This window comes from Pseudomonas sp. XP2, assembly GCF_053557975.1.
This window is the reverse complement of record NZ_JBNRIK010000018.1, coordinates 2,823-15,366: the sequence shown is the minus strand read 5'-3', so window position 1 is coordinate 15,366 and position 12,544 is coordinate 2,823. Positions and strand designations below refer to the sequence as shown.

9 protein-coding genes are annotated in these 12,544 nt (G+C 63.4%); 1 reads left to right on the top strand and 8 read right to left on the bottom strand.

Translation table 11 applies throughout. The features are described from left to right. Window positions 1-39: 39 nt before the first annotated feature. The 4 genes from ACK1VC_RS18885 to ACK1VC_RS18870 all read right to left on the bottom strand — a co-directional run bounded on the left by ACK1VC_RS18885 (window position 40) and on the right by ACK1VC_RS18870 (window position 2,336). Complete coding sequence (locus ACK1VC_RS18885) at window positions 40-408, bottom strand: hypothetical protein (protein WP_016485310.1); 369 nt, start codon at window positions 406-408, stop codon at window positions 40-42. After that, the gene (locus ACK1VC_RS18880; RefSeq protein WP_016485309.1) at window positions 405-743 is read right to left on the bottom strand and encodes a helix-turn-helix domain-containing protein; all 339 of its coding nucleotides are present in this window, start codon (window positions 741-743) and stop codon (window positions 405-407) included. The genes ACK1VC_RS18885 and ACK1VC_RS18880 overlap by 4 nt, the downstream gene beginning before the upstream one ends. A 111-nt stretch (window positions 744-854) precedes the next feature. Beyond that, window positions 855-1,295, bottom strand: coding sequence for a YkvA family protein (locus ACK1VC_RS18875; RefSeq protein WP_016485308.1), 441 nt, complete (start codon window positions 1,293-1,295; stop codon window positions 855-857). A 288-nt stretch (window positions 1,296-1,583) separates the two neighbouring features. Further along, complete coding sequence (locus ACK1VC_RS18870; RefSeq protein WP_016485307.1) at window positions 1,584-2,336, bottom strand: FKBP-type peptidyl-prolyl cis-trans isomerase; 753 nt, start codon at window positions 2,334-2,336, stop codon at window positions 1,584-1,586. A gap of 365 nt (window positions 2,337-2,701) precedes the next feature. On the opposite strand from ACK1VC_RS18870, the gene ACK1VC_RS18865 reads away from it, so the two are divergent. After that, window positions 2,702-4,033 carry a hypothetical protein gene (locus ACK1VC_RS18865; RefSeq protein ID WP_224372447.1) on the top strand — a complete coding sequence of 444 codons (1,332 nt, stop codon included), beginning with the start codon at window positions 2,702-2,704 and terminating at the stop codon, window positions 4,031-4,033. Between the two features lie 61 nt (window positions 4,034-4,094). On the opposite strand, the gene pcaQ is transcribed toward ACK1VC_RS18865, so the two are convergent. The 4 genes from pcaQ to ACK1VC_RS18845 all read right to left on the bottom strand — a co-directional run bounded on the left by pcaQ (window position 4,095) and on the right by ACK1VC_RS18845 (window position 12,380). Next, the gene (gene pcaQ / locus ACK1VC_RS18860; protein WP_016485305.1) at window positions 4,095-5,027 is read right to left on the bottom strand and encodes a pca operon transcription factor PcaQ; all 933 of its coding nucleotides are present in this window, start codon (window positions 5,025-5,027) and stop codon (window positions 4,095-4,097) included. Between the two features lie 122 nt (window positions 5,028-5,149). After that, window positions 5,150-5,512: a nitrite reductase small subunit NirD gene (nirD, locus tag ACK1VC_RS18855; protein WP_016485304.1), complete on the bottom strand. Its 363-nt coding sequence runs from the start codon at window positions 5,510-5,512 to the stop codon at window positions 5,150-5,152. Next, window positions 5,512-8,064: a nitrite reductase large subunit NirB gene (gene nirB / locus ACK1VC_RS18850; RefSeq protein ID WP_191087349.1), complete on the bottom strand. Its 2,553-nt coding sequence runs from the start codon at window positions 8,062-8,064 to the stop codon at window positions 5,512-5,514. Before nirB ends, nirD begins: the two co-directional genes overlap by 1 nt. A gap of 290 nt (window positions 8,065-8,354) precedes the next feature. After that, window positions 8,355-12,380 carry a bifunctional nitrate reductase/sulfite reductase flavoprotein subunit alpha gene (locus ACK1VC_RS18845; RefSeq protein ID WP_191087348.1) on the bottom strand — a complete coding sequence of 1,342 codons (4,026 nt, stop codon included), beginning with the start codon at window positions 12,378-12,380 and terminating at the stop codon, window positions 8,355-8,357. Window positions 12,381-12,544: the final 164 nt, after the last annotated feature.

Genomic DNA, 12,544 nt, shown 5'->3' with positions numbered 1-12,544 from the left:
GTGGGGGCTTGCCGGCGACAGGGCCAGAACAGGCCCCCATCAGGCGGTTTCGGGGTAGCTGTACTCGAACACCCGAGCCACCTCGGAGGCATGCCAGGAGGCCGCCTCCATTCCATCGACCGGCCCGGCAAACCGCCCCAGCCGTTCGACACATTCAAAAAAGCCGGTGCGCGGTAAACGGCTGGCGCCCTGGCTGATTACCAGCGAGCTGCGCAACGGCTGCTCGGCACGGGCATCCAGCACTGCCAGGTACTCCAGCGCGGCAGTCAGCGTCTGCATGGCGGGGCTGGGCAATTGCAGTCGCTCGATCAGCGCTCGGTAGGTCAGCAAGTGACGTTGACGTCGGGCCAGGTCGAGCTCGCCCAGCAGGTTCTCCCAGTGCTGACGGCTGATCCTGACCTGGCTCATGATGGCTCGCTCCAGCCAGCCACCCCAAGGTGCCAAGCCAAGGCGCGTCGGATGGCAGCATCCGGCTGACGTTCGCCCGACTCGATCATGGCCAGATACGCCGGGCTCACCCCGACATTGCGCGCCAGTTGCTCAGGGGCTATGCCCTTGGCCTGGCGGATCTGCCCTACTTCACTGAACGCCGGCATGGGCGCCACGGCAGCGGAGCCGGCATCTTCAGTGGCAACCGCCTCGGCAGGCGCCTGCCCTGCTGCCTTGAGCAGTGCCTGGTACTGCTCCCAGGGAACGACGGCGTACTCGGGTTGACCGTCCCGGCTGATGACCTGAATACCCATTACAAACCCCTTAAAAAAGGATTACAGCATGTAATCCGTAGGCATAACCCTTATGCCAATTATATTACCAACTCCGGGGTCTGTCCGGTTGAGGAGCAATTCAGGCTGATTTCACTGCGTATTGCGCTCCAGGCCCAGCGCTTGCGGGGTCGCTGGCAGGCGCTCGACCACGCGCAACCGCTCGGGTGCCTGGCTGTCGCGCCAGGCCCTGAAGCGCGCCAGTTCATCGGCCACAGTCTTCAACACCCAGCCCAGCACGGCGATGTCATCCAGAAAACCCACGCCCAGCAACCAGTCGGGGATGGCATCGATGGGGCTGACGAAGTACAACAAGCCGGCCACAATGGTGACCAGCGCCTTGGGGCTAATGGCGCGATACTCGCCGCGCCACCACGCCAGGCACAGCGACTGCAGCAGCTTCACGTCCTCACGCAGCTGGCCGAGGCGCGGGCCTTTGCGGGCCACTGCAAACAGCAGGGCCGGCAGCCGGCCACGGCTTAGCAGGCGCTCGGCCAAGGGCAGGAAACGGGCAAAATTCCAAGGTGCGCTCATGGAGCCTCCAGGCGGAACAGGTTATCCACATTTATTGTGGATAACCTTGTGAACAGGGGTACGTTTCTGACCCCAGGTGCCTGCCAGGCAAGGGCCACGGTCAGATCGGGCGTTTTTTACACAGCCGTTTCAAGCCGTGGATGCCGGACCGCAAACGATTTGCGTCAGAAACATCCTACATCTACACACTGCATTTTCTCGGACAGTATCAGTTGTCGCAGGTTCGTCCAATCGCCAAAAACGAAAACGCCCCGTCAGAACGGGGCGTTTGGCGAGCACCAGCCAGTGTTACTTGGCAGGTGCTTCAGCTGGAGCCTCGGCTTCCGGCTCAGCACCTTGCAGTTGGGCCGGGTCCTTGATGGCGATCAGTTCCAGGTCGAACACCAGTACCGAGTTTGCCGGGATCAGCGGGCTTGGGCTTTGTGCGCCGTAAGCCAGTTCAGCCGGGATGAACAGTTTGTACTTCTCGCCGACGTGCATCAACTGCAGGCCTTCAACCCAACCCGGGATCACACCGCTGACCGGCAGATCGATCGGGCTGCCACGCTCCACAGAGCTGTCAAACACCTTGCCATCGATCAGCTTGCCTTCGTAGTGAACAGTGACCACGTCGGTCGGCTTGGGCTGCGGGCCATCGGCCTTCTTGACCACTTCGTACTGCAGGCCCGAGGCAGTGGTGACCACGCCAGGCTTCTTGGCGTTTTCTTCGAGGAACTTCTTGCCGGCCGAGGCGGCTTCTTCGCTGGCCTTGGCCAGACGCTCTTCGGCACGTTTCTGCAAGGCGGTGAACGCCTCTACCAGCTCTTCATCCTTGATGCGTTGCTCTTTCTTGCCAACCGCGTCTTCGATGCCCAGAGCGACCGATTTCGAATCAAGGTCTTCCATGCCTTCCTGAGCCAGGCTCTTGCCCATGTTCAGGCCGATACCGTAGGAGGCTTTCTGCGCCGGAGTCTTCAGCTCGGGGCTGCTGGCCTGTTGATCACAGCCAGCCAGTACCAGGCCTACCAGGGCAACCGCAGCCGCCAAACGATGCTGTTTCATGCTAATTCCTTGTTCATGCGCCATAAGGGCAATCAGGGTAAAGCCGCGAGCTTAGCAGGCGGCCATGACCAATGGCTACCGGCATAGGAGCGGGTTTCACGGACTAAGTTCAGTAGGCAGTGCGCTTCTTCACAATCTTCCGAGGCAATGGCCAGTATTGACCATTCGCAGCGACAGCGCCTCGCAGCCAACAGCCTTTTTAAACAACAAAAGGCTCAGCGAGCAAGCCGAAAAACCTGACATTTCTGCCAGTAGCGCCGAACTCGAGCCTGCTTTCCAATGACCAGGCAACGTAATTTGCCAAATCTGAGTGACCCGCCATTGCGGCCGCGCGCTCTGCATGTACCCTTTTCAAAGGAAATGTCATGAACGCCTCACGAAAGCCTAACCGTTCAACCCTGTTCCCCTCCGGTCCGGCCCCATCATCTACTCCATTGCCGAAGGCGCCGATCGATCAACATTATGGCGTCGGCGGGCTTGCATGTATCTTCGAAAAGGCAACTGGGTCTCGCGCCGATAGTAATGGGGTCATCAATAGCAGGACATGCCGTGGGCGCAGTTATGTAATGGGTAGGAGTAGCAACCCCAATACCGATGAGTTCAAGGTCTTCGTGGCTTGCTTGAATGAACACGGGGGGTTGGATAGCGGCTTCCATGGCGATGGCGTCTTCGATTTCAATCAGGTACCAAAAGCTGCCTACAGCAGGCTGAGCGGCCTCGTTGAAGATGCTGCAGGGAATTTGCTGATCATTGCCCGCGTGGAGGGCGTGGAGGGTGAATCAACAAGTCACCTCTGGAAATTGACTGCCTCGGGGGAACCGGACCTCACATTTGGCCAAGGCAAAGGATTCGTAGATATTCGTGATGTGATCAAAGAAGAGCTGCTGCTTGAACACGTGGCACTGGCGAAAGATCGAATTTTCGCCAGCGGGTTGCGTCGCGGGCCTCAGATGTTCGAACCGGTGGTGATCGCGCTCGACCTCGAAGGCGCGCTATGGAAGCGTTTTGCGACTGATGGCGTCCTTGATGTGCTCAAGCTGATTCCAAATGCCCAGGATCACATCATCGATGGTATTGCCAGTTTCACGCTCCCCTCTGGCCCGGAGCGTCTGCTACTACCCCTTTACCTGATGCGCAACGGCGATGCGTACAGCGTCACTACGGCCTTGACCCTCGACGGAAAAATGGATGATGCCTTTGGCGATCATGGCCAGCATTGGTCGGACCCTTGGGTGATCAACAATGGCTTTTCAGTGGATGCCATCTCTCAACGCTTCAGTTTTTATGGCGAACTTTACTCCCTCGATGCAGATATCAGCCACCCGACTGTTTACCGCATCGACTATTCCGGCAAGCCAGCCAAAGAGTTCAATGACGGCAACGTTTTGGTATTCGACCGCCCCGGAGGCTGGTACGCAGGCGTCGAGGTAGCGAGCGGCCTGGTCGGCTATGGCATGTTCTACACCCACTCTCTTGCCTTTCGCTTCACCTCGGACGGCAAATTTGACACCACCTTCGTCCCTCCTCACGGTTATGGCACGTTCGGCGCTCATCTACCCGAGGACGGCTTCTATACATCGACGGGGTCGATCGCCCTCGATACACCTAACCAACGCCTGTTGCTCAGTGGCCGTGACGAAGAGGACCGAGGCTCCACTGTGCCTTGTGTGATCGCGGTCTCCTTGCGGGCTACGTGATTGCTACCGGGGTGATCCGTGCGAGCGTTTCTCAGCTGGAAACGCTCAACGGCCACGATGCTCACGGATACGACTGCTCCCGATATTGCGCCGCCACCTCACGCAGCACCTCGCATACCCACTGCCCCGGCAGGCTCTGCGGCAAGGCCGCATTGCGGCAGATGCCAACCGAGCCGCCGGGCTCGCGCACGCCCAGGTCAAGCTCGACCAGCTCGCCTCGGCGCAGGTCGAGCAGCACGGCATCGCGCGGTGCCACCCACAGGCCATCACTGCCCAGCACATAACGCCGGCTCAAAGCCAGCGACAAGGTCTCCAGGCGCTGCGCCGGCATCTGGATGCCGCATTGCACAAACAGGCTGTCGGCGTGCTGGCGGATGGTGGTCCCGGCGGGCGGCAGCACGAGCGGGTAACGCCCGACCTGCCCCCGCTCGACGGGCGTGCTGGCCAGCAGCGGGTGGCCCGGGCGCACCACCAGGCTCATCGACTCGCTGTACAGGTGTTCGAACGACAGCCCCTGGATCTGCGGGCTGTCAGTCATACGCCCGACCACCAGTTCCAGCTCGCCCAGGCGCAGTTGACCGAGCAGCTGCGCGCTGACCCCGGTGGCCACGCTGATGACCAGCGCTTCATGGCGCTGGTGCATGCGGCACAGCACTTCGGGCATGAGCAGGCCCTCGACCGTCGACAGCACGCCAATACGCACCTGCGACGGCGCCCGCGCTTCACCGCGCAGGCTGCTGACGCCATCGCGCAGGGCTTGCACGCTGGGCCCGGCATAACGCATGAAACGGGTCCCGGCCGGGGTAAGCTCGACGCCCTGCCGGCTACGCGCGAACAGGCGCGCTTCCAGCAGGTCTTCGAGCTCCTTGAGGGTCTTGGAGATGGCCGGCTGACTGATGGCGAGCACGTCGGCAGCCCTGGCCAGGCTGCCCTGCCGGGCAATCTCCAGGAAGCACAGCAGGTGGCGGTATTTGATGCGGGTGTCGAGGTTCATGGCCTCAAGCTTACCGCATCAGGATCTTCATCGCCTGGGAGACCGAGCGCCGCCCGCGCGGCGCTCGATTTCCCAGGCGACGAAAATGCAACGGCGAACAACTGCCGAGCCCCCGCAACCTCTCAGCCCACCGCCAACTCCACAGCCTCACCGTTCAAGCGCACCGGCCACACCCGCAACCTCTGCCCGCCATCCTCCAGGCACTCCCCGGTCTGCAGGCTGAAATGCTGCTTGTACAACGGCGCTGCGACCACCAGCTCGCCCTGCACACTGCCCACCAGCCCGCGGCCGATGATGTTGGCACCGGACCGCGGGTCACGGTTGTCCACCGCATACAGCGGCTGCGCCTGCCCCGGCAGGTAGAACAGCGCCACTTGGGCCCCGTCCAGCCACACTACCACCCCAGAGTCGGGCACCAGGTCTTGTGCCAGGCACACCGCTTGCCAGTTCGCGTGGGTTTTCACAGCAGCATTGGACAGGTTCATCAGACAGCCTCCTCGACAGTAGCAATGAGGTGCAGCGGTGCAGCGGGCCGGCGTTGTTCGCGTTCGCGCACAAAGTGCACGTCGGGGTCGGCACGCCGGTCATTGACGAAAGTGCGAAAGCGCTTGAGCTTCTCCGGGTCGTTGAGCGCGTTGGCCCATTCGCACTCGTACTGGTCGACCACATGCTGCATCTGCGCTTCCAGCTCGCTGGCCAGGCCCAGGCTGTCGTCGATGATCACCTGCTTCAGGTAGCCCAGCCCGCCATCCAGGTTTTCGCGCCACACCGAGGTGCGCTGCAGCTTGTCGGCCGTGCGGATGTAAAACATCAACACGCGGTCGATCAGCCGCACCAGGGTTTCGTCGTCCAGGTCGGTGGCAAACAGTTCGGCATGCCGTGGGCGCATACCGCCGTTGCCACACACGTACAGGTTCCAGCCCTTGTCGGTGGCGATCACGCCGATGTCCTTGCTCTGCGCCTCGGCGCATTCGCGGGTGCAGCCCGACACTGCAAACTTGAGCTTGTGCGGGCTGCGCAGGCCCTTGTAGCGGTCTTCCAGGCGCAGGGCCATGGCAACGCTGTCCTGCACGCCGTAACGGCACCAGGTGCTGCCCACGCAGGATTTCACCGTGCGGGTCGACTTGCCGTAGGCATGGCCGGTTTCGAAGCCTGCGTCGATCAGCTCGCCCCAGATCAGCGGCAGTTCGTGCAACTGGGCACCGAACAGGTCAATGCGCTGACCGCCGGTGATCTTGGTGTACAGGTCATATTTTTTGGCCACCTGGCCGATGACGATGAGCTTGTCGGGGGTGATTTCACCCCCGGGAATGCGCGGCACTACCGAGTAGGTGCCGTTCTTCTGCATGTTGGCCATGAAGGTGTCGTTGGTATCCTGCAACGGCACCAGCGCGGGGTCCATGATCGGCTGGTTCCAGCACGAGGCGAGGATGTTGCCCACCGCCGGCTTGCAGATGTCACAGCCAACGTGGCCCTTGCCGTGGCGTTCGAGCAGCTCGCTGTAGGTGCGGATGCCCTCCACCCGCACCAGCCCGTACAGTTCCTGACGGGTGTAGGCAAAATGCTCGCACAGGCTTTTGTCCACCGCTACGCCGCGGGCGGTCAGTTCGTGCTCGAACACTTGCTTGAGCAAGGCCGCGCAACCACCACAGCCGCTGGCGGCCTTGGTGCAGCCTTTGACCGCAGCAAGGTCGCTGCAGCCGCTGTCGATGGCCGCGCACACCGCGCCCTTGCTGACGTTGTGGCACGAGCAGATGGTTGCGCTATCGGGCAGCGCATCGGCGCCAAGGGCCGGTGCACCACCGCCTTGGGGCAGGATCAGCGCTGCAGGGTCGGCTGGCAGGGCAATACCGTTCTGGGCGTACTGCAAGAGGGTGTCGTAATACGTGTTGTCGCCGACCAGCACCGCGCCGAGCACGTGCTTGCCGCTGGCGTCCACCACCAGCCGGCGGTAGGCGCTGTTGGCTTCGTCGATGAAGCGGTAGCTGCGTGAACCGGCGGTGGCGCCATGGGCATCGCCGATCGAGCCGACATCCACGCCCAGCAGCTTGAGTTTGGTCGACATGTCCGCGCCGGTGAACGCTACCGCCGCCTCCCCCATCAGTAATGCGGCCAGGTTGCGCGCCATGCTGTAGCCGGGGGCGACCAGGCCGAACACGCTGCCGTTCCAGGACGCGCACTCGCCAATGGCGAAGATGCGCGGGTCGCTGCTGCGGCAGTGGTTGTCGATTACCACGCCACCGCGCACAGCGATATCCAGGCCGCAGCCACGGCCCAGGGCATCCTGTGGGCGGATACCGGCGGAGAACACGATCAGGTCGGTTTCCAGGTGCTCGCCACCGTCGAAGTTCATGCGGTAGCGGAATGCTTCACCGGTGCTGATCGACTGGGTGGCGCGCGACAGGTGCACGCCAACGCCCAGCGCTTCGATCTGTGCCTTGAGCGCGGCACCGCCCTCGCCGTCCAGCTGAACCGGCATCAGCCGTGGGGCAAATTCCACCACGTGGGCTTCCAGGCCTAGCGACTTGAGCGCATTGGCGGCCTCCAGGCCCAGCAGGCCACCACCGACCACCACGCCACGGCGGGCACCAGCGGCTGCGGCGCGAATGCCATCGAGGTCGTCGAGGGTACGGTAGACCAGGCGGGCATAGCCACTGGAGCCTTCGATCGGCGGCACGAACGGGTAGGAGCCGGTGGCAAGGACCAGTTGGTCGTAGCCATAGCGCCCCTCGGCGGTGACGACCTCGCAGCGCTCACGGTCGATTTCCAGCACGGCCTCACCGAGGTGCAAGTGCACGCCGTTGGCGGGGTAGAACTCGTGTTCGCACAGGGCCAGGGTCTCGGCACAGCTGCCGCCGAAGTACTCGGAAAGGTGCACACGGTCGTAGGCACGTTGGCGCTCTTCGCCGAACACCCGCACCTCGAAGCGCTGCAGGGCGCCGCGGCTGACCAGTTGTTCGACGCAATGGTGGCCGACCATGCCGTTGCCGACCATGACCAGTCGCTCTCGTTGCCCGCTGTTCGCTGTTGCCTTCATAAGCCGATCCTCGATCAAAAAAAAAGCGCCTGGAGCCGAAGCTCCAGGCGCCTTTGCCTGTATTCATCACGGTGTGCCCCCAGGTTGATCGCCGTTGATCAGTGGGGCTTGTTGTAGTGGAGTTAAAGCAGGGAATGTGCCAATTGCTTTGCCTGTACCGGCCTATTCGCAGCACAAGGCTGCTCCTACAGGAGCACGCGATCCCTGTAGGAGCAGCCTTGTGCTGCGAAGGGGCCCCACAGGCGATCAAAATGCACAACCGGGGTGCACATCAGCCCATCCCGGTGCACTCAGTACACATCCCGCCGATAACGCTTGGCCTTGCTCAACCCTTCGACATAGGCAGCCGTCTGCGCCTCATCCATCCCGCCATGCTCAGCCACAACCGTGCGCAACGCCGCATCTACATCCTTGGCCATGCGCTGCGCATCGCCACACACATAGAAATACGCCCCCGCCTCCAACCACTGCCACAGCTGGGCGCCCTGTTCGAGCATGCGCTGCTGCACATAGACCTTATGCGCCTGATCCCGCGAGAACGCCGTGTCGAGCCGCAAGTGCCCTGCTTTCTCCCAAGCCTGCAACTGTTCGCGGTAATAGAAGTCGGTAGCGGCGTACTGCTCACCAAAGAACAGCCAATTCCGCCCTTTTGCGCCCCGCGCCTCCCGTTCTTCAAGAAACGCCCGGAACGGTGCAACGCCGGTACCTGGGCCAACCATGATCACCGGCACGCTGTCGTCCTCGGGCAACCGGAAGTGCTTAGATACCTGCGGGAAAATGGCCACCTTCAACGCTTGCGCACGGTCGGCGAGGAAGGCCGAACACACCCCCTTGCGCTCGCCGTAACGCACGGTGGAGACGGTCAGGTGAACCTGGCCCGGATGGGCCAACGGGCTGGAGCTGATCGAGTAAAGACGCGGCTGCAAGGGCTTGAGCAGGCCAAGCCAGTCGGCCAGCGGCAGCTGTTGGGGAAAGGCGCGCAGCACATCGGCCAACTGCCGGCCGCGCAGCCAGTCCTGCAGCTCGGCCTTGCACTCCGGCCGCAGCAGGCGCTGCAGGTCCGGGCTACTGCCAGCGAAGGCCTGCAGTTGCTGACCGGTGACCTTGGCGATCTCCAGGTGCGTTTGCAGGGCTGCGGCCAGGGGCATGGCAGGCTGGCCCTTGAGCTCGACCAGCGTCTGGCCATCGAGCTGCATCAGCGCCAGCAGTTCGTCGACCAGGGCCGGGCAATTGCGCGGCCACACGCCCAGGGCATCGCCGGGGGCATACCTGAAGCCGCTACCGCTCAGGTCGAACACCAGTTGCCGAGTTTCCTTGCTGGCACCGGGGCCGTTGAGCAGGTGGTTTTCCAGCAAGGTGGCAGCCCAGGGTTGCTGTTTGCTGTAGGCCGGCATGGGTACGGGGTGGCTCGCCGGCTGCGGTGCAGCGGCACTGCCCAGCGTGGGCAGCAAGGCTTCTAGCCACCCCGCGAACGCTGCGTCAAAGTCCGGCTCGCAGTCCACCCGTTGCAGCAGGCGACGCCCACCCAGTTCGGCCAGGCGCTGGTCAAGCTTGCGGCCAAAGCCGCAGAACTGGTCGTAACTGGAGTCGCCCAAGGCCAGCACGGCATAGGGCAGCTCGGCACAACAGGCGCCCTCCTCGCCCTGCAAGGCCTGCCAGAATGCCGCCGCGCTGTCGGGCGCGTCACCATCGCCAAAGGTGCTGGTGATCAACACCACGCTGGCCGCGCCCTGCAGTTGGCTTGGGCTGACCGCCTCCATGCAACTGAGCTGCACATCAAGGCCGGCACCGCGCAGGTGTTCGGCACAACGCTCGGCCAGCAGCTCGCCGTTACCGGTCTGCGAGGCCCACAACACTTGGTGCCGTGGGGCCACCAACGCTGCAACGGGCAGCGCCGCCGGCTGAGCGAACAGCCCGGCCAGCAAGCCGTCGATAAACAGCCGACGGTTGCCGGCCAGTGGCGCACTGGCCGGCAGGCTAGGCACGCCCTCGGCGCGGGCCTGCTCCAGGCCCAGCAGGAAACCCTGCAGGTAATGGCGCTCTTCTTCTGCCAGCACCGGGGCTGGCAGGGTGTCCAGGCCAAGCAGACGGGACAGGGTGGCAGTGGGCATGCGGACTGGCTCCAGAATGGCAGTGTGCAGCTCAAGGGCGTCGATACGCTCGCCGGCGACCCGCTGCAGGGCGACGGCGCAGTATTTGAAAGCCGGCTGTAGCGACAGTGGATCGACCGCATCGCAGGTCACGGCATTGATTGCCAGTTGCTCACCGACCAGGTCGTTCCAGTGAAACGGCGCAAAGCAGTTGCCTGGCAGCACCCGGTCGCTGATTCGCACCGGTAGCACGGCTTGCCCACGCCGCGAGCGGATGGCGACCTGGTCTTTTTCAGCTATGCCCAAGCGTGCGGCGTCGTCGGGGTGGACCTCGACGAAAGGGCCAGGCTCCAGCTTGTTCAGCGCCGGCACCTTGCCGGTCTTGGTCAGGGTGTGCCACTGGTGCTGCACACGGCCGGTGTTCAGCACCATGGGGTAGTCGTCATCCGGCAATTCTGCTGCCGGCAACCAGGGCCTGGCGAAGAAACGCGCCTTGCCACTGGCGGTAGGAAAGGCCAGCGCCGGGCGATCGCCCTGGGCATCGTGCAGCAGCGCCTGGCTGCTGCCGTCGTTCAGGTAGCGCAATGGGCTGCGGTCGCTGCCATGGCCGGGTGCACAAGGCCACTGGTGTGGTTGCCGGCGCAGCTCGGCGTAACCGATGCCGCGCAGATCGTAGCCCGTTGCGGGGTTATGGAAATGGCGGATTTCTTCGTACACCGCTTCGGCATCGGGGTAGTCGAAGGCTTCGGCGTAGCCCATGGCGCAGGCCACCCGGGCGATGATCTGCCAGTCGGGCAGGCTTTGCCCGGGCGGCTCGACGGCGCGCGGCATCAGGGTAAGGTTGCGTTCGCTGTTTATCATTACACCCTCGCCTTCGGCCCACAGCGCGGCCGGCAGCACGATGTCGGCGTAGCGGTTGGTTTCGGTGTCGAGGAAGGCATCCTGGGTAATCACCAACTCGGCCTGGCACAGGCCATCGATCACCTGCTGACGGTTGGCGACGCTGGCCACCGGGTTGCTGCAGATGATCCAGCACGCTTTCACTTCACCCGCGTTCATCTGCTCGAACAGTGCCACCGTGCCCTCGCCGCCTTCACTGCGCAGGCTGCCGGGTGCCAGTTGCCACTGCTGCTCGACAAACGCGCGGTCGCCCTCCACCAACGCCGAGCGCTGGCCTGGCAAGCCGGGCCCCATGTAGCCCATTTCACGGCCGCCCATGGCGTTGGGCTGGCCGGTCAGCGAGAACGGCCCGCTACCGGGGCGGCAGATGGCGCCCGTGGCCAGGTGCAGGTTGCAGATGGCGTTGCTGTGCCAGGTACCGTGGATGCTTTGGTTCAGGCCCATGGTCCAGCAGCTCATCCAGTCGTTGGCACTGCCGATCCATTCGGCGGCCTTGATGATGTCGCCCACGGCCAACCCGGTGATGGCCGCCACGCGCTCCGGGCTGTAGTCATCGAGGAAGGCTGGCAGTTCGTCCCAGCCTTCGGTGTGGCGGGCAATGAAGTCGCGGTGGGTGTGGCCATTACGGTGTAGCAGGTGCAACAGGCCGTTGAGCAAGGCCATGTCAGTGCCGGGGCGTACCTGCAGGAACAGGTCGGCCTTGTCGGCGGTGGCGCTGCGCCGCGGGTCGACCACGATCAGCCTGGCGCCGGCCTTGACCCGGTCGAGCAGGCGCAGGAACAGGATCGGGTGGCAGTCGGCCATGTTGGCGCCGATCACCAGGAACACGTCGGCGTGCTCGAAGTCCTGATAACTGCCAGGTGGGCCATCGGCGCCGAGCGACAGCTTGTAGCCACTGCCGGCGCTGGCCATGCACAGGCGCGAGTTGGACTCGATGTGGCGGGTACGGATAAAGCCTTTGGCCAACTTGTTGGCCAGGTATTGAGCTTCCAGCGACATCTGCCCCGACACGTAAAGCGCCACAGCGTCGGGGCCATGCTGGTCAATGATGCCGCGCAGGCGTTTGCCTGCGTCGGCGATAGCCTGGTCCATGCCAGTGCGCGCCGGCTGCTGGCTGCGCTGCTGGCGCACATAGGCGTCTTCGAGGCGGCCGGCGGCCGTCAGCGGCAGGTGCGCGGTCAGGCCTTTGGTGCACAGCCGGCCAAAGTTGCTGGGGTGCTGCTTGTCGCCACTGACCTTGACGACTTTGCCATCGGCAACGCTCATGACGATGCCGCAGCCAACGCCGCAATAGGGGCAGACGCTGCGTACTTCGCTATTGGCCATGGGCGGGCTCCTGTTGAAAAACGCAAAAAGGCGCCGGCTGCCCCGCCTTGCTGAGCAAGTGGGGCAACACGGCGCCTTTGTCGTGAGTTTTTATGGGCTGTCGACGTTGATAGCCCGGGATGAAGGGAGATCAGCAATTTATGGGCCAGCCATACCGGCCCTTT